The sequence below is a fragment of the Noviherbaspirillum massiliense JC206 genome (genome assembly GCF_000312045.1).
GTDB lineage: Bacteria > Pseudomonadota > Gammaproteobacteria > Burkholderiales > Burkholderiaceae_D > Noviherbaspirillum > Noviherbaspirillum massiliense.
On record NZ_HE978634.1, the window covers coordinates 200,668 to 224,843 of the forward strand.

General features: G+C 60.7%; 22 protein-coding genes. All 22 read right to left on the bottom strand.

Annotation, left to right across the window (positions count from 1 at the left end):
* Positions 1-8: 8 nt before the first annotated feature.
* The 22 genes from hisH to HGHM_RS01110 all read right to left on the bottom strand — a co-directional run bounded on the left by hisH (position 9) and on the right by HGHM_RS01110 (position 24,111).
* Entirely contained in the window at positions 9-647 is a 639-nt protein-coding gene (gene hisH, locus HGHM_RS01005; protein WP_019139637.1) for an imidazole glycerol phosphate synthase subunit HisH, read from the bottom strand.
* A gap of 41 nt (positions 648-688) precedes the next feature.
* Positions 689-1,285, bottom strand: coding sequence for an imidazoleglycerol-phosphate dehydratase HisB (hisB, locus tag HGHM_RS01010; protein ID WP_019139638.1), 597 nt, complete (start codon positions 1,283-1,285; stop codon positions 689-691).
* 20 nt (positions 1,286-1,305) lie between these two features.
* The gene (hisC, locus tag HGHM_RS01015; RefSeq protein ID WP_019139639.1) at positions 1,306-2,382 is read right to left on the bottom strand and encodes a histidinol-phosphate transaminase; all 1,077 of its coding nucleotides are present in this window, start codon (positions 2,380-2,382) and stop codon (positions 1,306-1,308) included.
* A gap of 69 nt (positions 2,383-2,451) precedes the next feature.
* Positions 2,452-3,174 carry a DNA-methyltransferase gene (locus HGHM_RS01020; RefSeq protein ID WP_081583574.1) on the bottom strand — a complete coding sequence of 241 codons (723 nt, stop codon included), beginning with the start codon at positions 3,172-3,174 and terminating at the stop codon, positions 2,452-2,454.
* A gap of 67 nt (positions 3,175-3,241) precedes the next feature.
* Positions 3,242-4,555, bottom strand: coding sequence for a histidinol dehydrogenase (gene hisD / locus HGHM_RS01025; RefSeq protein ID WP_019139641.1), 1,314 nt, complete (start codon positions 4,553-4,555; stop codon positions 3,242-3,244).
* A gap of 7 nt (positions 4,556-4,562) precedes the next feature.
* Positions 4,563-5,213 (bottom strand): ATP phosphoribosyltransferase, encoded by a 651-nt coding sequence (hisG, locus tag HGHM_RS01030; protein ID WP_019139642.1) that lies wholly within the window; start codon positions 5,211-5,213, stop codon positions 4,563-4,565.
* Positions 5,213-6,463 (bottom strand): UDP-N-acetylglucosamine 1-carboxyvinyltransferase, encoded by a 1,251-nt coding sequence (gene murA / locus HGHM_RS01035; RefSeq protein ID WP_019139643.1) that lies wholly within the window; start codon positions 6,461-6,463, stop codon positions 5,213-5,215. Before murA ends, hisG begins: the two co-directional genes overlap by 1 nt.
* Complete coding sequence (locus HGHM_RS01040) at positions 6,463-6,699, bottom strand: BolA family protein (RefSeq protein ID WP_019139644.1); 237 nt, start codon at positions 6,697-6,699, stop codon at positions 6,463-6,465. The genes murA and HGHM_RS01040 overlap by 1 nt, the downstream gene beginning before the upstream one ends.
* Positions 6,700-6,725: 26 nt before the next feature.
* A complete protein-coding gene (locus HGHM_RS01045; protein ID WP_019139645.1) occupies positions 6,726-7,481 on the bottom strand; it encodes an ABC transporter permease in 756 nt (251 codons plus the stop codon).
* Positions 7,478-8,389 (bottom strand): ABC transporter ATP-binding protein, encoded by a 912-nt coding sequence (locus HGHM_RS01050; protein WP_019139646.1) that lies wholly within the window; start codon positions 8,387-8,389, stop codon positions 7,478-7,480. The genes HGHM_RS01045 and HGHM_RS01050 overlap by 4 nt, the downstream gene beginning before the upstream one ends.
* 125 nt (positions 8,390-8,514) lie before the next feature.
* Positions 8,515-8,820 carry an STAS domain-containing protein gene (locus HGHM_RS01055; protein ID WP_019139647.1) on the bottom strand — a complete coding sequence of 102 codons (306 nt, stop codon included), beginning with the start codon at positions 8,818-8,820 and terminating at the stop codon, positions 8,515-8,517.
* 8 nt (positions 8,821-8,828) lie between these two features.
* Positions 8,829-9,479, bottom strand: a complete 651-nt coding sequence (locus tag HGHM_RS01060; RefSeq protein WP_019139648.1) for an MlaC/ttg2D family ABC transporter substrate-binding protein — start codon at positions 9,477-9,479, stop codon at positions 8,829-8,831.
* Positions 9,480-9,530: 51 nt separating this feature from the next.
* Entirely contained in the window at positions 9,531-10,463 is a 933-nt protein-coding gene (locus tag HGHM_RS20320; RefSeq protein ID WP_019139649.1) for an MlaA family lipoprotein, read from the bottom strand.
* A complete protein-coding gene (gene mlaD, locus HGHM_RS01070) occupies positions 10,460-10,933 on the bottom strand; it encodes an outer membrane lipid asymmetry maintenance protein MlaD (RefSeq protein WP_019139650.1) in 474 nt (157 codons plus the stop codon). Before mlaD ends, HGHM_RS20320 begins: the two co-directional genes overlap by 4 nt.
* Positions 10,934-11,043: 110 nt before the next feature.
* Positions 11,044-11,823, bottom strand: a complete 780-nt coding sequence (mlaE, locus tag HGHM_RS01075; RefSeq protein ID WP_019139651.1) for a lipid asymmetry maintenance ABC transporter permease subunit MlaE — start codon at positions 11,821-11,823, stop codon at positions 11,044-11,046.
* Positions 11,820-12,623 (bottom strand): ABC transporter ATP-binding protein, encoded by an 804-nt coding sequence (locus HGHM_RS01080; protein WP_019139652.1) that lies wholly within the window; start codon positions 12,621-12,623, stop codon positions 11,820-11,822. The genes mlaE and HGHM_RS01080 overlap by 4 nt, the downstream gene beginning before the upstream one ends.
* A gap of 311 nt (positions 12,624-12,934) precedes the next feature.
* Entirely contained in the window at positions 12,935-14,398 is a 1,464-nt protein-coding gene (locus HGHM_RS01085) for a glutamate synthase subunit beta (RefSeq protein WP_019139653.1), read from the bottom strand.
* Positions 14,399-14,556: 158 nt separating this feature from the next.
* Positions 14,557-19,236, bottom strand: coding sequence for a glutamate synthase-related protein (locus HGHM_RS01090; protein ID WP_019139654.1), 4,680 nt, complete (start codon positions 19,234-19,236; stop codon positions 14,557-14,559).
* Between the two features lie 170 nt (positions 19,237-19,406).
* Entirely contained in the window at positions 19,407-20,108 is a 702-nt protein-coding gene (locus tag HGHM_RS01095; RefSeq protein WP_026075586.1) for a transposase, read from the bottom strand.
* 143 nt (positions 20,109-20,251) lie between these two features.
* Positions 20,252-20,812 carry a DUF2726 domain-containing protein gene (locus HGHM_RS01100; RefSeq protein WP_019139657.1) on the bottom strand — a complete coding sequence of 187 codons (561 nt, stop codon included), beginning with the start codon at positions 20,810-20,812 and terminating at the stop codon, positions 20,252-20,254.
* A gap of 67 nt (positions 20,813-20,879) precedes the next feature.
* Complete coding sequence (locus tag HGHM_RS01105) at positions 20,880-22,379, bottom strand: HDOD domain-containing protein (protein WP_019139658.1); 1,500 nt, start codon at positions 22,377-22,379, stop codon at positions 20,880-20,882.
* Positions 22,380-22,395: 16 nt separating this feature from the next.
* Positions 22,396-24,111, bottom strand: coding sequence for a putative bifunctional diguanylate cyclase/phosphodiesterase (locus tag HGHM_RS01110; protein WP_019139659.1), 1,716 nt, complete (start codon positions 24,109-24,111; stop codon positions 22,396-22,398).
* Positions 24,112-24,176: the final 65 nt, after the last annotated feature.

The following is a 24,176-nucleotide window of genomic DNA, read 5'->3' on the forward strand; positions in this document are numbered from 1 at the left end:
ATCGGCAATCAGGGCTTCCAATTTACGAAATTTTTGTACAGTTGCAAACCCGCTGTTGCGCTTTTTTCCGGATGAAACTGAGTCGCGAAAATATTATCCCGGGCGACGACGCTGGTAAAACGTGTGCCGTAGATCGTTTCCCCGGCGATGTGCGCCGGATTGGCGGGCTGCGCATAATAACTGTGCACGAAGTAGAAGAAACTGTTGTCAGCTATACCATTCCACAGCGGATGGGACAAGGATTGCCTGACACGGTTCCAGCCCATCTGTGGCACCTTGAAGCGCGAACCGTCTTCCTGCAGCAAGCCGTCGAGGCGAAAGCGCATCACCTTACCCGGCAGTAATCCCAGCCCCTGGGTATCGCCTTCCTCGCTCCAGTCGAACAGCAGTTGCTCGCCGACGCACACGCCAAACAGCGGTTTGGAGCGCGAAGCTTCGACCACCGCTTCCTGCAGGCCGGACTCGCGCAGGCAGCGCATGCAGTCGCGCATGGCCCCCTGCCCTGGCAGGACCAGACGGTCGGCAGAACGCAGGTCCGCCACCTCGCCGGAAATGCGGACATCGGCTTCCGGGGCGACATGGCGCAGTGCCTGCGCGACAGAGCGCAGGTTGCCCATGCCGTAATCCACTACAACGATCTTGTTCATCTCAAAAGTCTTGAACGGAATGCGCAGCAGAATCGCTGCACTTACAGGCTACCCTTGGTCGACGGGATGGTACCGGCTGCGCGTGGATCGAGTTCCGCGGCCATGCGCAAGGCACGGCCGAAGGCCTTGAACACGGTTTCGCATTGATGATGGGCGTTTTCGCCGCGCAGATTGTCGATGTGCAGCGTGACCAGCGCGTGGTTGACGAAGCCCTGGAAAAATTCATGCGTCAGGTCAACGTCGAATGCACCGATCATGGCTCGCTTGAAGGGCACGTGGAACTCCAGGCCCGGGCGGCCGGAAAAATCCACCACCACCCGCGACAGCGCCTCGTCCAGCGGCACATAGGCATGGCCGTAACGGCGGATGCCCTTCTTGTCACCGATGGCCTTGGCAAATGCCTGGCCCAGCGTGATGCCGACGTCTTCGACCGTGTGGTGCGCATCGATGTGCAGGTCGCCCGTGGCTTCGATCTGGAGGTCGATCAGGCCGTGGCGGGCGATCTGGTCGAGCATGTGATCGAGGAAAGGCACGCCGGTATTCAGCCTTTGCTGGCCGGTGCCATCAAGGTTGATCGAGACGCGGATTTGCGTCTCGTTGGTATTGCGGCTGACTTCGGCGACGCGTGGCGTAGGCATGTTAGAACGGATACGAGAAATTAGGATGCGAGCGCGGCTTTGAGCGCATCAAGGAATAGTCGGTTTTCTTCCGGTGTGCTGACGGTCACCCGCAAGCAGTTTTCCAGCAATTTGTGCATTTTACCGACATTTTTGATCAAAACCTTTTTCTGCAGCAGGTTTGAAAAAACAGGGTCGGCGCCCGGCACGCGAAACAGCAGGAAATTGGCTGCCGAAGGGAAAACTTCTACACCGGGCAGTGCCGCCAGCGCCGCCGCGAGTCTGGTACGTTCCTCGCGCAGATTCGCGGCCTGAGCATCGAGCACCTGCACGTGGTCGAGCACGAATTCCGCCGCGGCCTGGGTCAGCACATTGATGTTGTAGGGAGGCCGCACCTTGTCGAATTCCGCCAGCAAGGCGCTGCTGGCGGACATGTAGCCGAGGCGGATGCCGGCCAGACCAAGCTTGGACACGGTGCGCATCACGACCAGGTTCTCGAACTCCGCGAGGCGCGGCATGAAGCTGGTTTGGGCGAACGGCTGGTAGGCTTCGTCGACCACCACGATGCCGGAGTCGCCGACTGCACCGATGATTTCCAGCATGTCGTCCGCATCGAACAGGTTGCCGGTGGGATTGTTGGGATAAGCGAGGTAAGTAATCGCTGGCTTGTGCTGCGCGATCGCGGCCAGCATGGCCGCCTTGTCCAGCGTGAAATCCGGCTTGAGCGGTACGCCGATGAATTCCATGCCGGCGAACCTGGCTGACATCCCGTACATCACGAATCCGGGCAGCGGCGCCAATGCCTTGGCGCCCGGCTTGGCACAGGCGACTGAAATCATCGAAATCAATTCATCCGAGCCGTTGCCTAGCACCACGTCGAAGCCGGCCGGCACGCCCAGCCCGGTGCGGATCTTCGCCTTCAATTCGGTATAGGACGGCACTGGATAGCGGTTCATCGCTACATCCGCCAGGCGCGCCGCCAGCTCCCGGCGCAGCTCCGGCGGCAGGGTGTAGGGATTTTCCATCGCATCGAGCTTGACGAAGCCGGAAGCGTCCGGCACGGGATATGCAGCCAGCGCGCGGACGTCGGAACGAATGATGTTTTCAATGACAGACATGGTTGTAGGCTCTTGGTATCGTTCAAATTGCAAAAGGCAGCGGGCCGGACATGCTCTTTCCAAGCGGCTTCAGGCAGCAAGATCCTTGTCCAGCGCCATCAGCCGGGCCTCGGCCAGCTCGCAGTATTCCGGATTCAATTCGAAGCCGACGAACTGGCGTCCGCAGCGCCTGGCCGCAACCGCCGTGGTGCCACTGCCGAGGAAGGGATCGAGCACGATGCCGCCGGGCGGGCAGGATGCCTTGACCATGCGCTCGATGATTTCCAGCGGTTTTTGCGTCGGATGATCGGCACGCTCGCGATGCTCGCGGTGCAGGCGCGACACGCTCCACACATCTTTCGGGTTGTAGCCGATCTCCAGCCATTTCGCGCCGACAAAGATCGAGCGCGACCGTGCCTTCTTGGTTTCGGCATCGTAAGGAATGCGCACCGCATCGAGGTCGAAATAGTAGTCGCGCGCCTTCACAAAGAACCCGATGGTGTCATGCACCGATGAAAACCGGCGGGTGCTGCCGCCCATCGACGGCACGCGGCGATCCCAGATGATTTCGTTGACCATGGTCATGCGCTGCTTCAGCATCACGAACACTTCCGGCGAATAGCGCCAGGTCAGGAACACATACAGGCTGCCATTGGGCTTCAGCTTCGGCAGCGCGATATCGATCCAGCGCGCCATCCACTCAAGGTAGGCAGCAGTTTCCAGCTTGTCGGAATCGTTGCCGTAATCCTTGCCGAGACCGTAAGGCGGATCGGCGATCACGAGGTCGATCACGCCGTCGGGAATACGCGCCATCCCGGCCAGCGCATCCTCGCAATGCACCTGGTTCAGCCAGGCGCTCACGGATGAACCCGTACCTGGCTCATTTCAGCCGGTATTCCGCGGATTTGGCATGCGCCTGCAAGCCTTCGCCATAGGCGAGTTCCGCCGCGATCTTGCCGAGTGTCTGTGCACCGGCTTCGCTCACCTGGATGATGCTCGAGCGCTTCTGGAAGTCATAGACTCCGAGCGGCGAGGAAAAGCGCGCTGTGCGCGAAGTCGGCAGCACGTGGTTCGGGCCGGCGCAATAATCGCCGAGTGATTCGGATGAAAAGCGCCCGAGGAACATGGCGCCCGCATGGCGGATCCTGTTCGCCCATTGCTGCGGGTTATCCGCGGAAATCTCGAGATGCTCGGCAGCGATCAGGTTGGCGATGTCACAGGCCTCTACCATGTCGCGCACCTTGACCAGCGCACCGCGATTAGTGAGCGAAGTGCGGATCACGTCCTTGCGCGGCATCCCATCGAGTTGCCGGTTGATGCTGGCTTCAACCTTGGCGATATACAGGGCATCGGGGCAGAGCAGGATCGATTGCGCCAGCTCGTCATGCTCGGCCTGCGAAAACAAGTCCATCGCCACCCAGTCCGGATCCGTGCTGCCATCGCAGATCACCAGGATTTCCGACGGGCCGGCGATCATGTCGATGCCGACCACGCCGAACACGCGGCGCTTGGCGGCGGCCACATAGGCATTGCCGGGGCCGACGATCTTGTCGACCTGGGGAATCGTCGCCGTGCCATAAGCCAGCGCGCCGACCGCTTGGGCGCCGCCGATGGTAAATACTCGGTCGACACCGGCAATCGCCGCCGCTGCCAGCACCAGCTCATTCTTCACGGCGCCCGGCGTCGGCACCACCATGATGACTTCCTGCACGCCCGCCACCTTGGCGGGAATCGCATTCATCAGCACCGACGACGGATAGGCAGCCTTTCCGCCCGGCACATAGATGCCGACGCGATCCAGCGGCGTGACTTTTTGACCAAGCACGGTGCCGTCCGCTTCGGTGAAGGTGAAGCCGTCGGAGCCGCATTCCTGCTTCTGCCGCTCGTGGTAGGCGCGCACCCGGTCGGCAGCGGCCTGCAGTGCGTTGCGCCGGGCCGGCGGCAAGCCGTTCAGCGCCGCCTGCAATTCATGCCGGCCGATTTCCAGGCTGGCGATGCTGCCGGCATCCAGCCGGTCAAAGCGGTTGGTGCATTCCAGTACCGCCGCATCGCCGCGCGCCTTCACATCCGCCAGAATCTGGGCGGCAGCACGATCGATCACCTCGTCTTCGCTGGCTTCGAAGGCCAGCACGGAAGCAAGCTGCTGCCTGAAATCAGGATGGGTCGAGTCGAGCTTTCGGATCTGGATGGACATGATTTTCTCAGCGGGCTTTGGATGCTCTGTCGAACGCTTCCAGGATAGGCTGCAGGCGTTCGCGCTTCAATTTCAGTGCGGCCTGGTTGACGATCAGCCGCGACGAGATATCCATGATGTGCTCGACTTCCACCAGGTTGTTAGCGCGCAGGGTGCTGCCGGTGCTGACGAGGTCCACGATCGCATCCGACAGGCCGACCAGCGGCCCCAGCTCCATCGAGCCGTACAGCTTGATCAGGTCCACGTGCACGCCCTTGGCCGCGAAATGCTCGCGTGCGGTCTGCACATACTTGGTCGCCACCCGCAAGCGCGCACCCTGGTGCACCGCGCTCGCATAATCGAAGCCGGCTGGCACCGCTACTGACAGCCTGCACTTGGCGATATTCAGGTCGATCGGCTGATACAAGCCCTCGCCGCCATGCTCGATCAGTACGTCCTTGCCGGCCACCCCGAAATCGGCGGCACCGTACTGGACATAGGTCGGCACATCGGAAGCGCGCACGATGACCACTCGCACCTGGGGATCATTGGTGGGCAGGATCAGCTTGCGCGAGGTTTCCGGATCTTCGGTCACCGTGATGCCTGCAGCCTTCAGCAGCGGCAAGGTTTCTTCGAAGATGCGTCCCTTGGACAGAGCGAGGGTCAGTTGCTGGCTCATTATTTTGTTCGCTGGATATCGGCGCCGACTGCAGACAATTTCACTTCCATCCGGTCGTAACCGCGATCCAGGTGATAAATCCGGTCAATCAGGGTATGGCCCTGCGCAGCAAGGCCGGCGATCACCAGCGAAGCGGATGCGCGCAAGTCGGTCGCCATGACCGGTGCACCGATCAGCTTGTCCACGCCGGTAATGACAGCGGTATGACCGTCGATGTCGATGGAAGCGCCGAGTCGGTTCAATTCCTGCACATGCATGAAGCGGTTTTCGAAAATCGTCTCAGTCACGCGGCTGCTGCCTTCCGCAATGCAGTTGAGCGCCATGAACTGGGCCTGCATGTCGGTTGGAAAACCGGGATATTCCGTGGTGCGGAAGCTGACCGCCTTCGGCCTCGCCGCCATTTGCGCACGGATCCAGTCGGGACCCGTTGTGATGACCACGCCCGCTTCGCGCAGCTTGTCGAGGGCGACATCCAGGATGTCGCTCCGCGTGCGGGTCAGTGTGACGTCGCCGCCTGCCGCCGCCGCAGCGCACAGGAAAGTGCCGGTTTCGATGCGGTCGGGGATGACGGCATGGGACGCGCCGTGCAGGCGGTCCACGCCTTGCACGACGAGGCGGTCGGTGCCGATGCCGTCGATTTTCGCGCCCATCGCCACCAGCAGGTTGGCCAGGTCGGTGACCTCCGGCTCGCGCGCAGCGTTTTCCAGGATGGTTTCGCCTTCCGCGAGAGTGGCGGCCATCAGCAGGTTTTCCGTACCGGTGACCGTAATCATGTCGGTAACGATGCGGGCGCCCTTCAGCTTTTTCGCCTTGGCATGGATGTAGCCGGCTTCGATGGTGATTTCCGCGCCCATCGCCTGCAAGCCCTTGATGTGCTGATCGACCGGACGCGAACCGATGGCACAGCCGCCAGGCAGCGACACCCTGGCTTCGCCGAAACGGGCAACCAGCGGCCCGAGCACGAGAATGGACGCGCGCATGGTTTTCACCATTTCATACGGCGCTTCCAGCCTTTCGATCGCACCGGCATCCAGGGCGAGGCGATCCCCATCCTGTTCAGTGCGCATGCCCATCTGGCGCAAGAGCTTGAGCATCGTGGTCACATCCTGCAGGTGCGGCACGTTGGACAGCTGCAGCGTCTCGCTGGTCAGCAATCCCGCGCACAGGATGGGCAGCGCGGCATTCTTCGCACCGGAGATGGCGATTTCGCCGGAAAGGCGCTTGCCGCCGGTGATAAGCAATTTGTCCATTATTTCTGGAATTCTTCCGGGGTAAGGGTTTTCATCGACAGCGCGTGGATTTCTTCGCGCATGCGCTCGCCCAGCGCCGCATACACGAGCTGGTGGCGTTGTACCGGACGCTTGCCTGCAAAGGCTTCGGAGACGATGACCGCCGTGAAATGCTGGCCGTCGCCTTCGACTTCAAGGTGTGAGCATTGCAGGCCGGCGGCGATATAGCTTTTGACGAGCTCGGGTGTGGGCAACATGGTTTTGCTTCTTCAAATGAATGCGATCAGTGGCGCAGCTTGTAGCCGCGCTTGAGCAGCTGGATGGCAAAGCTGGCCAGCAGCACAAAGAATACGGCAACGATCGTCAGGCTTCTGAGCGGATCGATATCGGACTGGCCGAAGAAACCGTAGCGGAAGCCGTCGATCATATAAAAAAACGGGTTGAAATGCGACACTGCCTGCCAGAAGGGCGGCAGCGAGTGGATCGAGTAAAACACGCCGGACAGGAAGGTTGCCGGCATGATCAGAAAATTCTGGAACGCCGCCAGCTGGTCAAACTTTTCCGCCCAGATGCCTGCGACCAGGCCCATGGTGCCCAAGATCGCCGCGCCCAGGAGGGCAAATGCGACAATCCACCACGGCGCGACAAAGGACAGCTTCGCAAACCACGCGGTGATCAGGAAAACGCCGGCCCCGACCGCAAGGCCGCGCACCATGGCCGCCAGCACATAGGCGCCAAACAGTTCCCAATGCGAGAGCGGGGGCAGCAGCACGAACACCAGGTTGCCGGTGATCTTCGACTGGATCAGGGACGACGAGCTGTTGGCGAAGGAATTCTGCAGCACGCTCATCATCACCAGGCCCGGGATCAGGAAGGAGGTATAGCGCACGTCCTTGTAGACCTGCACATGGTCCTGCAGCACATGGCCGAAGATCAGCAGGTAGAGCATCGCAGTCAGGATTGGTGCGCTGATGGTCTGGGTCGCCACCTTCCAGAAACGCAGCACTTCCTTGTAAAACAGCGTTTGAAAGCCGATCATTTTTCGCCTTCCATGATCTGGATGAACACATCTTCCAGGTCGGCCTGCTGCAGGTGCATGTCCTCGATGACCGCGCCGGCTTCGCGCAGCGTGGCGAGGATGGGCTCGACCTCGATGTATTCATTGACGCGCAGGGTGTACTTGCGCCCTGCCACCAGTTCGTCCGGATGCGACACCAGCGGTTTCAGCGCTTCCGGCAGGCCTCCCTTTGCCAGGCGCAGCACCAGCTGCGATCCGGAGATGCGCTTGAGCAGCGCACTGGTCGAATCCAGCGCCACCACCCTGCCCGCCTTCAGCATCGCGATGCGGTTGCATAGGGCTTGCGCCTCTTCCAGGTAATGGGTGGTCAGCACAATCGTGTGGCCTTCCCGGTTGAGGCGGGTGATGAATTTCCACAGCGTCTGGCGCAATTCGACATCGACGCCGGCAGTCGGCTCATCGAGCACGATGACAGGAGGCTTGTGCACCAGTGCCTGCGCCACCAGCACGCGCCGCTTCATGCCACCCGACAAGGCACGCATATTGGTGTCCGCCTTGCCCGCAAGATCGAGGTTTTCCATTACCTCGTCGATCCACTTGTCGTTGTTCTTCAGGCCGAAGTAGCCGGACTGCATGCGCAGGGTTTCGCGCACCGTGAAGAATGGGTCGAACACCAGTTCCTGCGGCACCACGCCCAGCCTGCGGCGTGCTTCACGATAATCGCGCACCACATCATAGCCATGAATCGCCACGTGACCGGCATCTGCGCGATTCAGTCCCGCAATAATGGAAATCAGTGTCGTCTTGCCGGCTCCGTTCGGCCCCAGCAGACCGAAAAACTCGCCCGGCTCGATTGAGAGCGACACACCGCCCAAGGCCTGCAGCGCCTTGTAGCGTTTTTCGACATTGACAATCTGAAGAGCAGCCATGCTGGCTTGATATTGTATGGAGAGAAGGCCGAAGTACCGGACGAGCAATCGTGCCGGCTGGCGAAACCATTGATTATATTGGATTTCCGGCGATTAAGCCGGATGCGCCAAGAGCGGGCGGGAGCTTAAGGGCGGTGTCGTGAGCCGTCCTGCGCGACGCCTGCAGCGTGGCGGTGGATATGCAGCAAATCCGCCACGCCATACAGGGAAGCCAGGTTTTGCAGGCCGGCTGGAATGTTGTGAAAGGTGAGAGAGTGGCCGGCGCCACGTGCCGCCCGCTGCCATGCAAGGAGGGTGGCAACCGCGGAGGAATCGACCGCAGTCAGCGCGCCTAGGTCGATCTCGGCCTGTCCGGACGCGATCGCCTGCAGGCCTGCCTCGAACACGGTTTTCGCGTTATTGAAAGTGAGCGTGAGTGCAGGTTTGAACATTATCGCAATCAGGAAGTCTTCCCGTTTTTGCCCGCACTGGCTGCCAGGCGCTTGTTCTTTTCGGTCAGCGTCTTGATCAGGCCATCGATGCCGCCCTTGCTGATTTCCGAGGCAAAGTTGCCCTTGTAGGTCTCGACCAGCCAGGCGCCGAGCACATTCACGTCATAAATCTTCCAGCCCGAGGCTTCCTTCGCGAGGCGGTAGTTGAGCTGGATAGGATCGCCGCCGCGCGGCTGCAACACCTGCGAGCGTACTTCCACTTCGGTATCGGAAGGGTCGGCGCGCATGGGCTTGAACTCCAGCTTTTGATCCCTGATTTGAGTGATTGCGCCGGAATAGGTGTAAATCAGCAAGGTGCGGAATTCATTGGTCAGCTGCTTTTGCTGCTCGGGTGTGGCCTGGCGCCAGTAGCGGCCAGCCGCCAAGGCGGTCATGCGCTGAAAGTCGACATGCGGCAACACCTTGTTTTCCACGAGTTCGAGCACGCGCTTCATGTTGCCGCTCTGAATATCCTTGTCAGTCTTGGCAGCTTCCAGCACTTCCTGGCTGATCCGCTTGATCAAGGCATCGGGCGCTTCCTGCGCGGCAGCAGGATTGATGAAAGCAAAGAGGCCGATGACAAGGCCAAATATTGCAAAAAATTTGTTCAGGATTTTCATGATGTATTAGATTAACTGATTACGATAGGAAGCAAATTACCCGACCGCATCTCATTGCGCACTGGAAGAACTGGATGACGCGGGCAGGGGCGTTGCCTTTGCAGATTCGATGTTTTGACTCGCCTTCTCTGGAGCGGTACCGGGATGGGTAGCATTGGCATCAGCATGTTCCATTGTGACAACCGGTTTACCCGCTGGTTCCTCTGCGCTGAAGGAAGATTTCCCTTCCGCCGCGGCCGAAGCGTCAGATTCCGTCTCCGGTTCGTTATCAAACCCGGCCGTCGGCCCCATATCATCCTCGTAGCTCGTGCGAGGCGTTTCCCCGTCCCGCACCTTGCTCTCGCGTCGCTGCAAATACGCGTCGCGTACGAATGCGTAACGATCCAGCGCAGCATCTTCCAGCAGACTGGACGCATTCAGCAAGCCGGCGCGCTGATCGATCAGGTGCAATCCGGTGCCTGCAGCGCGCCAGCGAGCAGGATCTTTGTAACTCCATGGATCGGCGGCGAAGTCGAGCGGCAGCGCGCTGGCGTCGCGCACGGTCGAAGGCCCAAGAAGCGGCAAGACTAGGTAAGGGCCGGACTTGACACCCCACTTGCCCAGGGTTTGTCCGAAGTCTTCATTGTGCTTGGCCAGGCCTGCTTCGGAACCGATATCCAGCAAGCCGCCGAAGCCAAGCGTGGAGTTGACTGCGACCCGCATCACGTCTGACATGCCGTCTGCCAACTTGCCTTGCAGCAGGTTGTTCACGGCCGTGCCGACATCGCTCAAATTACCGAAGAAATTGTACACCCCGGTTTGAACAAAGCTTGGGAGCTTCGTATAGAGCTTTGCCGCCGGCTTGACCGCTGCCTGGTCTACTTTATCGTTGAACTGGAACATGGCCCGGTTGTATGGTTCCAGCGGATCTTTCGGATTCGTGGTGGCGCAGCCGGTCAAAGCCAGCAACGTCGACAATGCAAGAATCCTCCCTGCCTGATTCATTTACTACTGTCCTTTCCTTCGGCTGCCTTGCTGTAAAGGAATTGACCGATCAGGTTCTCCAGTACCATTGCCGATTGCGTCATTTTGATATTGTCACCGGCGGCCAGGTTATTGGTATCGCCGCCCGGCTCCAGGCCGATGTATTGCTCGCCCAGGAGTCCGGAAGTCAGAATCTTGGCTGAACTGTCTTTGGGGAATTTGTATGCGCTATCCAGATTCAGGGTCACGACGGCCTGAAAAGTCTTATCGTCAAACCGGATATCGCCGACGCGCCCCACCACGACGCCGGCGCTCTTGACCGGCGCACGCGGCTTCAGTCCGCCGATATTGTCGAACTTGGTCGTGACCGCATAGGTCGGACCCAGCGACAGCGAGCTCATGTTGCCCGCCTTCAGTGCAAGGAAAACCAGGGCCGCCGCGCCCAGCAGCACGAACAGGCCAACCCACAAGTCCAGGGATTTGCGTTGCATGATCAGATACCTCAATAGGTCAAAACTGCCTCTGTCGAGCGCGCCGCCGGCGTGAACCGCGCGGAACGCAGGGGAATCGCTACGCGCCAGTGCTTCCGGCGCCCTTCCCCTCAATTAAACATCAGTGCCGTGAGCAGGAAGTCCAGCCACAAAACGCTCAGCGAAGCGATGACCACGGTGCGTGTCGTCGCACGCGAGACGCCTTCCGGCGTCGGCTGCGCCTCGTAGCCCTGATAAAGGGCGGTGAACGTGACTGCGAAACCGAACACGATGCTCTTGATGACGCCGTTGGCGATGTCACCCCACACGTCAACGCCGGCCTGCATCTGCGACCAGAATGCGCCTTCGTCCACACCGATCAGTTGCACCCCGACGATGTAGCCGCCGAAAATGCCGACCGCGCTGAAAATCGTCGCCAGCACCGGCATCGCGATGACGCCAGCCCAGAAACGCGGGGCGACAACCCGCTGCAAGGGATCGACCGCCATCATTTCCATCGCCGACAACTGCTCGCCGGCCTTCATCAAGCCGATTTCCGCAGTCAGCGACGTCCCGGCACGGCCGGCGAACAGCAGCGCCGTCACGACGGGCCCGAGTTCGCGCGTGAGGGACAGGGCCACCAGCAATCCGAGCGCCTGCTCCGAGCCGTATTTGTTCAGGGTGTAATAACCTTGCAGGCCGAGCACGAAACCGACAAACAGGCCGGAAACCGCAATGATCACCAGCGAGTAATTGCCGATGAAATGGATCTGATCGGTCACCAGGCGCAGGCGGCGCAGCAAGCCGCCGGAGCACCTCAGGATGGCAAAGAACGACCGGGTTGCGAAACCGACATTGGAAATCGCCTCCCGCACCCAGCGCCCGAGGGCCGCAATGAAATCCAGGATCACGCGCGATCCTCCAACCCCAAGTCGGCCGCAAACGACTTGCCCGGGTAATGGAAAGGCACCGGACCGTCGGCTTCCGCATGCACGAATTGCTTCACGTAAGGGTCGGTCGATGTCAGCATTTCCTTCGGCGTGCCCTGAGCGACGATTTTTCCCTGCGACAGGAAATATACATAGTCAGCGATCAGGAAGGATTCATGCACGTCGTGCGATACCAGGATCGAGGTCGAGCCAAGCGCATCGTTCAGCTTGCGCACCAGGTTGGCGGTGACGCCCATCGAGATCGGATCCAGTCCGGCGAATGGCTCGTCATACATGATCAGTTGCGGATCAAGGGCGATTGCCCGCGCCAGCGCAACCCTGCGCGCCATGCCGCCGGAAATTTCGGCGGGTTTCAGCTCTGCGGCATTACGCAGGCCCACCGCATTGAGCTTCATGAGCACCAGGTCGCGGATCAGCTCTTCCGGCAGATCGGTGTGCTCGCGCAAGGGGAAGGCGACATTTTCGAATACGGTCAGGTCGGTGAACAGCGCTCCATGCTGGAACAGCATGCCCATCTTGCGGCGCATCGCATACAAGGTCTTGGCATCTGCCGTATGCACCGCCTGCGCGTTGATCGTGACGCCGCCGGTTTGCGGACGCAGCTGGCCGCCGATCAGGCGCAGGATGGTTGTCTTTCCCGACCCGGAACCGCCCATGACAGCAATTACTTTCCCGCGTGGGAAATCCATGTGCAAGTCCGACAGAATCGGACGCGTTCCGTAGGAAAAATGCAAATTGCGGATTTCAACCAGGTTCGGCACAGCGGGCAGTCAAAAAGGCAAAGATGAGATTGTAATTCAGAAATGAATCCTGCACTTCCGGGCTAGAAGCGGGGCTCAGATTCTTGTCAAAAATGCGATAAAAAAACCCGCCGGGCTTGCACCACGGCGGGTTTCTTTATCGGGGGCCGATCTGATTATCGCGGCAGGACTGAACTGCCCATCAGGTATTCGTCTACGGCACGGGCGCACTGGCGTCCCTCACGGACGGGAGCCGGATCAGGCAGGCAGACCTGCGTCTGCCTGTCCCGGCGAGCGCTGCCTTGGCTTGCAAGCCTAGGCTGGGCGATCCGTTACCGTGGCAGGACCGAGCTGCCCATCAGGTACTCGTCCACCGCACGGGCGCACTGGCGTCCCTCACGGATCGCCCATACGACCAGTGACTGGCCGCGCCGCATGTCGCCCGCGGCAAAGACGTTGGGAACCGAAGTCTTGTAGCAGCCCTCGCTCTCGGTGCTGGCCTTGGCATTGCCGCGTGCATCCTTGTCGACGCCGAACGCGTCGAGGATTTGCGCTACCGGAGAGACGAAGCCCATGGCCAGCAGGACGAGGTCGGCTTTCATTTCGAATTCGGAGTTCGGCACTTCGACCATCTTGCCGTCCTTCCATTCGACGCGCGCCGCGATCAGCTTTTCGACCTTGCCATTCTTGCCCTCCAGGCGCTTGGTCGCGACCGACCAGTCACGCTGGCAGCCTTCTTCATGGGATGAAGAGGTGCGCAGCTTGGTCGGCCAGTACGGCCATACCAGCGGCTTGTTTTCCTGTTCCGGCGGTTGCGGCAGCAGTTCGAACTGCGTGACCGAAGCCGCGCCGTGACGGTTGGATGTGCCGACGCAGTCGGAGCCGGTGTCGCCGCCGCCGATGACGACCACATGCTTGCCAGTGGCCATGATCTGGTCCTTGAGCTTATCGCCGGCATTGACCCGGTTCTGCTGCGGCAGGAATTCCATCGCGAAATGCACGCCCTGCAGTTCGCGTCCCGGCACCGGCAGGTCGCGCGGTTGCTCGGCACCGCCGGCGATGATGACGGCATCGAATTCCTTCTTGAGCTGGTCCGGAGAAACCGTTTCCTTGGCCAGGCTGAGGATCTTGGCAGGGAAGTCCTTGCCGACCAGCACGCCGGTCCGGAACGTCACGCCCTCGGCCTTCATCTGCTCGACGCGGCGGTCGATCAGCTGCTTTTCCATCTTGAAGTCGGGAATGCCATAGCGCAGCAGGCCGCCAACGCGATCATTCTTTTCAAATACCGTCACATCATGGCCGACGCGCACAAGCTGCTGGGCGGCAGCCAGGCCCGCAGGCCCGGAACCGACAACGGCAACCTTCTTGCCGGTCTTGGCAGCAGCCGGCTGCGGCTTGACCCAGCCGTTTTCCCAGCCTTTGTCGATAATGAAGTGCTCGATCGACTTGATGCCGACGGGATCGTTGTTGATGCCGAGCGTGCAGGCTGCCTCGCAGGGTGCGGGGCAGATGCGGCCGGTGAATTCCGGGAAGTTATTGGTGGAATGCAGGTTTTCCAGCGCTTCCAGATAGTTGCCGCGATAGACGAGGTCATTCCAGTCCGGAATGATGTTGTTGACCGGGCAGCCGTTGTTGCAGAAGGGGATGCCGCAGTCCATGCAGCGCGCGCCCTGGATCTTGGCGTCGGCGTCGCTCAAGTGCAGCATGAATTCCTTGTAATGCTTCTTGCGCGTCTGCGGCGCTTCGCTCGCTTCTTGCAGGCGCTGGTATTCCAGAAAGCCGGTTACTTTTCCCATGATGTTCCTTCAGTGTTTTTCTCTCTGCAGCCTTGCTTCCGATGGGAAGGCCGGGACGGGGTTGGAAGCGCGAGCGAACATATGTCTTTCGCCCGCACTACCTTCTCCCTGCCCTTCCCCCAGGAGGAGGAAGGAACTCCCGACAGCTGCGGATTGTGTTACGCCGCGATCTTTTCCTTGGCCTGCTTTTCCGCATTGAGTTCGCCGAGTGCCCGCTTGTATTCGGTCGGGAACACTTTTACGAACTTGCTGCGCGCATTGTTCCAGTCATCGAGCAGGTTGCGCGCGCGCGTGCTGCCGGTGTACTTGAAGTGGCGCTCGATCAGGCCTTTGAGGATCGCTTCGTCCGTCTGGACTTCGCCGCCGCGCACCGCGCTATGCCAGATGGCGCGGTCGACCTTCGATTCCTGGTCTGCGCTGGACAGGACGGGATCGAGAGTGACCATCGCCATATTGCATTTCTTCGCGAAGTCGCCGTCCGGATCGTACACATAGGCGACGCCACCGGACATGCCTGCCGCGAAATTGCGGCCGGTCGCGCCGAGCACGACCACGGTGCCGCCGGTCATGTACTCGCAGCCATGGTCGCCGGTGCCTTCCACTACCGCGGTCGCGCCGGAATTGCGCACTGCGAAGCGCTCGCCGGCGACGCCGTTGAAGAAGGCTTCCCCGGCAATCGCGCCGTACAGGACGGTATTGCCGACGATGATGTTGTTGACGGCCCAGCCACGGAATTCCGTGTTCGGACGCACGATGATGCGGCCGCCGGACAAGCCCTTGCCGACGTAGTCATTGCCTTCGCCGACCAGATCCAGGGTGACGCCGTGCGCCAGGAAGGCGCCCGCCGACTGACCGGCCGTGCCTTGGAGCTGGATGTGGATGGTGTCATCCGGCAAGCCCTCGTGGCCGTACTTCTTCGCAACTTCGCCCGACAGCATGGCGCCGACGGTGCGGTTGACGTTCTTCACAGGCGAAATGAAGGAGACTTTTTCGCCCTTGTCGAGCGCCGGCCGCGCTTGTGCGATCAGCTTGTGGTCGAGCGCCTTTTCGAGGCCATGGTCCTGCACTTCGACATGGTAGCGCGGCTCGGAAGCAGGCACATTGGGCTGATGGAAGATCTTCGAGAAATCCAGGCCCTTAGCCTTCCAGTGGGCGATCGCCTTCGACTTGTCGAGCAGGTCGGCGCGGCCGATCAGCTCGTCGAACTTGCGGATGCCCAGTTGGGCCATGATCTGGCGCACTTCTTCGGCAACGAAGAAGAAGTAGTTCACCACATGCTCCGGCTTGCCCTGGAACTTCGCGCGCAGCACCGGATCCTGAGTCGCAACGCCGACCGGGCAGGTGTTCAGGTGGCATTTACGCATCATGATGCAGCCTTCGACCACCAGCGGCGCGGTCGCGAAACCGAACTCATCCGCACCGAGCAGCGCGCCGATGACGACGTCGCGGCCGGTCTTGATCTGGCCGTCGGTCTGGACACGGATGCGGCTGCGCAGGCGGTTCAGCACCAGGGTCTGCTGGGTTTCGGCCAGGCCGAGTTCCCACGGCGTACCGGCATGCTTGATCGACGACAGCGGCGACGCACCGGTGCCGCCATCGTGACCGGCGATCACGACGTGATCCGCCTTGGCCTTGGCGACGCCTGCGGCAACCGTACCGACGCCCACTTCCGACACCAGCTTGACCGAGATCGAAGCTTTCGGATTGACGTTCTTCAGGTCGTGGATGAGCTGCGCGAGGTCCTCGATCGAATAAATGTCGTGGTGCGGCGGTGGCGAAATCAGGCCCACACCAGGCACCGAGAAGCGCAGCTTGGCAATGTATTCCGACACCTTGTGGCCGGGCAGCTGACCGCCTTCGCCGGGCTTCGCGCCCTGGGCCATCTTGATCTGGATCTGGTCGGCCGAAGTCAGGTACTCGGCGGTGACGCCGAAGCGGCCCGAGGCGACCTGCTTGATCTTGGAACGCAGCGAATCGCCGTCCTGCAGGGGCAGGTCGACTTCCACCCGCTCCTCGCCGATCACGGATGCGAGTGTCGCGCCCTTCTTGATCGGGATGCCCTTGAGTTCCATGCGATAGCGATTTTCATCCTCGCCGCCTTCGCCCGTATTGGACTTGCCGCCTATGCGGTTCATTGCGATGGCGAGGGTCGCATGGGCTTCGGTAGAGATCGAGCCGAGCGACATCGCGCCGGTGGCAAAGCGCTTGACGATTTCCTTGGCTGGTTCGACCTCGTCGATCGGGATCGCCTTGCTCGGATCGAGCTTGAACTCGAACAGACCGCGCAGCGTCATGTGACGCTTGCTCTGGTCATTGATGATCTGCGCGTATTCCTTGTAAGTGGTGAAGTTGTTGGCGCGGGTCGAATGCTGCAGCTTCGCGATCGCATCCGGGGTCCACATATGTTCTTCGCCGCGTACGCGGAACGCGTATTCGCCGCCGGCGTCGAGCGCATTCGCCAGCACCGGATCGCTGGAAAACGCGAGTTTGTGCAGGCGCAGCGCCTCTTCCGCGACCTCGAACACACCAATGCCTTCAACGTTGGAAGCCGTGCCCTTGAAGTACTTGTCGACCAGCTTCTTGTTGAGGCCGATCGCTTCGAAGATCTGTGCGCCGCAATAGGACATGTAAGTCGAGATGCCCATCTTGGACATGACCTTCATCAATCCCTTGCCGACCGCCTTCTGGAAGTTGGCGATCGCTTTTTCCGGCGACAGTTCGCCCGGCAAGTCCTTGGCCATGTGAGCCAGGGTATCCATCGCGAGATAGGGATGGATCGCTTCCGCGCCATAACCTGCGAGCAGCGCGAAGTGATGAGTTTCGCGGGCAGAGCCGGTCTCGACCACCAGGCCGGTGGACGTGCGCAGGCCCTTGCTGACGAGATGCAAGTGGATGGCCGAAGTGGCAAGCAGCGCCGGAATGGCGACATGCTCGGCGTCAACCTTGCGGTCGGAAATGATCAGGATGTTGTGGCCCGACTTGACGGCATCGACCGCTTTCGCGCACAGCGAGGCCAGGCGCGCTTCGATGCCTTCCTTGCCCCATGCAACCGGATAGCAGATGTTCAGCTCATGCGACTTGAACTTGCCGCCGGTATGGGCGCTGATGTTGCGCAGCTTCGCCATGTCGGCGTAGTCGAGGATGGGCTGCGACACCTCGAGACGCATCGGCGGGTTGATGTTGTTGGTGTCGAGGAGGTTCGGCTTGGGACCGACGAAGGACACGAGCGACATCACCATCGCTTCGCGGATCGGGTCGATCGGCGGGTTCGTCACCTGGGCGAAGAGCTGCTTGAAGTAGTGGTACAGCGTCTTGTTCTTGTTGGACATGACGGCCAGCGGCGAGTCATTGCCCATCGAGCCGACGGCTTCCTCGGCACTCGCCGCCATCGGCGAGAGCAGGAACTTGAGGTCTTCCTGGGTGTAGCCGAATACCTGCTGCAGATCGAGCAGCGGCACGGCCGGCTTCGCTTCTTCCGGCTCCTTCGGCAGTCCGCTCAGCTTGATGCGCACCGAGTCGATCCACTGCTTGTACGGCTTGGCGTTGGCGTAGGTATCCTTCAGTTCCTTGTCGTCGATGATGCGTCCGGCATCGAGATCGATCAGGAACATCTTGCCCGGCTGCAGCCGCCATTTCTGGATGATCTTCGATTCCGGGATCGGCAGCACGCCGGATTCCGACGCCATTACCACCAAGTCGTCGTCGGTCACAATGTAGCGTGCCGGACGCAGCCCGTTGCGGTCCAACGTGCCGCCGATGTGGCGGCCGTCGGTGAAGGCCATTGCGGCGGGGCCGTCCCACGGCTCCATCATCGCGGCATGGTATTCATAGAAGGCGCGACGGTTGTCATCCATCAGCGCGTGGTTTTCCCAGGCTTCCGGAATCATCATCATCATCGCCTGGGCGATTGGATAGCCGGCCATCACCAGCAATTCGAGCGCATTGTCGAAGCAGGCGGTGTCGGATTGACCTTCATAGATCAGCGGGAACAGCTTCTTGAGGTCGTCGCCGAGCACGGCGGACTTCATCACGCCTTCGCGGGCACGCATCCAGTTAAAGTTGCCCTTGACGGTGTTGATTTCACCGTTGTGGGCGATCAGGCGGTACGGGTGGGCCAGCGGCCACTCGGGGAAGGTGTTGGTGGAGAAGCGCTGGTGCACGAGGGCGAGCGCGGATACGCAGCGCGGATCCTGCAGATCCTTGTAATACACGCCAACCTGGTCAGCCAGCAGCAGGCCCTTGTAGACGACGGTCCGTGCCGACATCGAGGGCACGAAAAATTCCTTGCCGTGCAACAGGTTCAGCGCCTGGATGGCGTGACCGGAAGACTTGCGGATCACGTACAGCTTGCGCTCCAGGGCATCGGTCACCATGATGTCCGGGCCGCGGCCGATGAAAATCTGGCGAATGACCGGTTCCTTTTGGCGAACGGCTGGCGACATCGGCATGTCGGTGTCAATGGGAACGTCGCGCCAGCCGAGGACGACCTGGCCTTCCGCCGCGACGGCGCGTTCGATTTCCTGTTCGCAGGCAATTCGCGAGGCGTGCTCCTTGGGCAGGAAGATCATGCCGACCCCGTATTCGCCGGGAGGAGGCAGGTTGACGCCCTGCTTCGCCATTTCTTCACGGTAATACTGATCCGGGATTTGTATCAGGATGCCGGCACCATCGCCCATCAGCTTGTCGGCACCGACCGCGCCCCGGTGGTCCAGGTTTTTCAGGATGAGCAGACCCTGCTCGACGATGGAATGGCTTTTCTTGCCTTTGATATGGGCAATGAAACCGACGCCACAGGCATCATGTTCATTGGACGGATCGTATAAACCTTGCGCTTGCATGAGCGTACTCCGCTACTTTTTGGGATTGAGGCTGAAGAATAAAGCACAGGCAGTTATTCATCAACGAAAATAATTAGGGTCGGAGTAGTTGCAGAAACGCCGGTTTTTTGTCTTATCTTTAATGGGGACAGAGTGAAAGGGGCGGCAAGAAGGCGCCTTTTGCATTTTTCTTATATGGAATTAGGCTGATTCTTGACCGGGCGCCCTCGTCTTGCCGGCTGCACGCGCCTGCCGGCCTGCTTTTCAAGGCTGGCCTTAAACCTATCCGGCCCCAGCGCCCATCCCTTCAGGGTGCCCTCGGTAAGCCCCTCGATTTCAGCGGCCGTCAACCCTTCCTCCAACAAGGCCCGATAAGCCGCCTCCCGCTGAAAGGGCGTGTTTCCCAAGGACCAATATGTTGCGTGGTCTACGATTTGAGGATTGGGGTTGATCCCGATGTGATGCTGGCAACTGGACCAAACGTATTCTTCCGGTTCGGTAACCAGGCCAGAGCGCACCGGGTGAAGCTCGATATATCTGCTGCAGAGCATTGCAAAGCTCTCCGCTTCGAGGACTGTTGCCCTGAAGCGCCCCTGCCATAAGGTGCCGCTGCGGCCATACTTCCGATTGAAGTAAGGCACATATTGGCGGCCGATCCATTGCATCATCCGCCCCAAACCAACGGCGTCGGATGGCGTCAGCAGAAAGTGGACATGGTCCGGCATGAGTACATAGGCATGAAGCGCAAGCTTGAATTGGCGGGAGGCTTCACCCAGCCAATTCAGGAAAACGGAATAGTCTTCTTCATCCCGGAAAATCGCCTGGCAGTCGATACCGCGCTGGATCACGTGATGAGGATGGTGGGGAATGACAAGACGGGGAAGACGGGCCATATGGAAATCGCCGACAGGAAAAGAAACATTGCCACTGCCGGCATTCTACTCTGACCCCACTATTTTTGCGGGAGGAACACCAAGACGCAAGCACCACGCGCCGTCATAACAACGCCGGCTACCAACCCTGTTCCGCGCCAATCTTACCTATGGGCATTCAAGGTATTGCGCCACGGCGTCTTGACCCGCCCGCTCTCGCGTCTCGCAAAATGAATCCTGGTATGGACTTTCATCCGCGCTGCGGGCGACTGGGGCGAATTGGCAAGGATGGTGCGCTGGATTCTGGCTTCGGAGGGAAATTGCCCGGGATGAAAGTGCACCGTCCTGATTCCAGCGCTGGCCAAATAGGCTTCCTTTTTCGATTCCCTGCGGCGAGAGCGGCTAGGGCTGAGTTCGACCACCGCAAGAACCTGCATCTCCTTGTCGAACACGGCATATCCGACCCGCCGCGCAGCAATACGCTCGTACGCCGACATCCGGAGCTTGCCCATGCCTTGCGGCTCGATCAATGCAGCCAGCGCCATCCCGGGAAACACGTGGCATTCGGGCAAGGCGCGCTGCAGGAGATAAAAGAAATCCAGTTCCGCGCCCAGCAGCACCGGCTTGCGGTGATAGCGCGGAATTTTTCCGGCGCCGAACACAAACCGCAGTGCGAGGGCGCCAATGACGGCAACCACCGCTCCGACGAAAATCATTTCTTTCATGTTTTCCGACTATCGCAAGAATCCACTCACTAGTTGCCCATGACCTGCTGCCGCGCAGGCGCCGTTCTCATGACATCCTGCGCATCCAGGCCGGCTCCATCTGCCGCCTGCGCTCAAGGGCCTGCATGATCAGCCCGCGCAATTCATTCAGAGGCGCGATTTCCGCCGATTCGATTCTGGCGGGCGGCAAGGACAAATCCCAGTCGCCATAGATGAAACCGGCAGGCTGGCGATTCACGACCAGCGGCAGCACCATGAAACTGCGCGCAGTCGGCAGCACTTCCTTCCACCAGCGCGGCACCTTGCTCAGGAAGGCAGCGTCATGCGCGTTTTCCACGAAAATCGGCTTGTCATTTGCCAGCGCGGCATGAAACACGTCCGGCTGATAAGCGTCGCTGAACACCAGGCGCGGCAACAGTTCCTGCACCCCGTCACCGAAGTACATCCGCGCCCGGTATTGCGCCTGGGTCTGGTCGCGCAGGAATGCAATCGTGCGCGAAAATCCGAGCCCGTGATGCACGATCTCCAGCGCCATGGCCATAACTTGGGCCGCACTGGAATCCTGCAGAGCATCGCGCATGTCGGCAACGCCGCGCTGCAGGGCCGCCAGCGCATCCGCCGGCTTGCCACCCAGAGCAGGCAGATGCTTCTCGCGTTCGGCGCGAGTGGTGGTGCGAACCATGACCGCGTCTTCCTCGGCAGCGACATGCTGCGCCGCTTCCACGGCCGTCAATATCTGCGACGCTTCCAGGCCAAGCATGTCTGCGTATTCAGTGGCGAGCCGGTCGAATTCCTCGCGCGGACCTTCTGCTGCACAGAGCGCCTTGGCATACTTAAAGGACAGCGTCGACACTGCCGTCAGCCAGTCACCATGGCCCAGCGGCTCACCGGCCGAGGCTGGCGGCACGTCGCGCAAGGTTTCGATCAAGGCTGGCGGGAAGCCCCATTTCTGGCCGGCCCGTCGCCCGATTTCATCCAGACCGATCCCCAGCACCTCGTGCGCCGCCTGCTCTTCGCTGGCACCGTTTTCCGTGCAATAGGCCTGCAATTGCTGCCAGCGCTCGGGCAGATAGAACGTGACCATCATGCGACCGAGGGAATGCAGGATCGAGCAGACCACAGCTTCTTCCGCGTCCCGCGTACTGGCGGAGGATGCCAGCTGGCGCGCGATATGACCGGCCAGCACTGCCTTTTCCATCTCATCGCGGGCGCTGGCAGAATCGGCGGATGCCGCAGACAAGCCATCGATCAGCTTGAGTCCGAGCGCCAAGTGCCCGATAGCTTCGGTACCCAGCACCATCACCGCCTTGGACACGGTATTGATGCCCTGGCCGAATACCGAGTACATGGGACTGTTCGCCAGCCGCAGTACCTTCTGGGTCAGGGCCGGGTCGGACAATACCGTCTTGGTCATGCTGAATTCGCGATCATCATCTCCGCGCATTGCCTGGATGATGGCGCTGATCACCTTGGAAAAACCGGGCAGGTCGCCGCGACGGCGCACGCGCGACCACAGCAGCTCCATGGTTTTCTCGGCACTGGCCGGTTCGATCTTTATGGAAGACATCCGATACGTCTTTCTCTCATGAAGCTGCCTGCTGCTCTGCGGACGCTTCTTCCTTGAGCAGGGTGAGAACCTCCTCCGGCAGCAGAGGCCGCCCGGTCAGGTACCCCTGGATCAGGCCGCAGCCATGCTCGGCCAGGAATGCGAACTGCTCTTCCTTCTCCACGCCCTCCGCTACCGTGCTGAGGTTCAGGTGGCTGGCAAGGCTGAGCACCACGTTGCAGATCGCGGCGTCCTTGACCGACGAAGGCAGGTCCTTGATGAAGGCACGGTCAATCTTCAGGGTCGCAATCGGGAAGCGCTTCAGGTAGGCAAGCGAGGAGTAACCGGTGCCGAAGTCATCGATCGCGATCCGCACGTCGCGCGCGATCATCGAATTCAGAATCGCCTCGGCGTGCTCCGGATCCGCCATCAGGATGCCTTCGGTGATTTCGAGCAGAAGCTGCCGCCCCTGCAGTCCCGAGAGGCGAATCGCCTCGTCCATGACATCCAGGAACTGGTCGTTCCTGAACTGGCGCGGGCTGACGTTGACCGAGACATAGAACTGGCGCCCCGCGACTTCCTCGAAGCGCTTGATCTGGACGCATGCGGCTTTCAGGGCCCAGGCGCCGAGCAAGTTGATCAAGCCGTTGCTTTCCGCCATCGGAATGAACTGTGCCGGCGGAACCATGCCATGCCCCGGACGCAGCCAGCGCATCAGCGCTTCGAATCCCATGATCCTGCGCGTGCGGGCATCGACGATGGGCTGGTAATGCAGCAGGAATTCGCCATCCCGCACCGCCTGGAACATGGCGGCTTCGAGGGAAACGTCATGCTCGGGCTGGTTGAATTTCTCGGGACTGAAGACCACGCACCGGCCTTTTCCGGTTTCCTTGGCGCGATACATCGCGGTATCGGCATGGGCCAGCAGCTTCACCTCGCTGTCGCCATGCTCCGGGAAAACCGCTGCGCCGATGGAAGTACCGACATACAGCGTGTGCCCGTGGATTTCGAACGGCAGCTGCATGGTCGAAATCATGCGCCGGGCGACAGTCTGAATTTCCTGCTCTGTGGTTGCACCGGGCAGCACCGCGACGAATTCATCGCCGCCTACCCGGGCCAGGGTATCCACGTCGCGCAGGGAATCGTAGAGGCGCATCGCCGCCACCCGCAGCAGCGCATCGCCGACCGGATGGCCGAGCGCGTCATTGACTTTCTTGAACCCGTCCAGATCGAGGGCAATCAAGGAAAAACCCTTGCCGGTACGCTTGGAATGGGCGATCGCCATGCGGATGCGGTCGGACAGCAGCGAACGGTTCGGCAAGCCGGTCAGGCCGTCATGGGTGGCCATGTGTCGCAGGCGTTCCTCGGTCGCCTGCTGACCGGAGATATCGCGCCCCACCGCCAGCAGCTCGTGCTCGCCGCGTGCGTTCGCGTAAGCGACAATTCGCAGTTCCATCCAGAGCGGGGCCGCCAGGGTTCTGAAGCGTATGTTGACCCGGCTGCGCTGCCCGGGCTCGGCAGCTTGGGCAATGGCATTGCCAATCGCCGTATGGTCGGCCGAACTGACCAGGCCCTGGAGGCTTTGCCCCACCAGGGACGCTTCCTGGCCGATCAACTCAATGGCTCGCTTGCTCGCGTACAGGATTTCGCCGTGCCTGTTCAGCCGGAATACCGCGTCCCCGGCAGCTTCCATCAGGCTGTTCAAGCCCTCGGCAGCCAGGAGATCGGACCGGTCACGGCGTAGCGAAAACATTGTCAGAACTTCACTCGGTCAAAGCCTCGGCGCAATGCGGCCCGGAATATCCAACCTGCATGCCG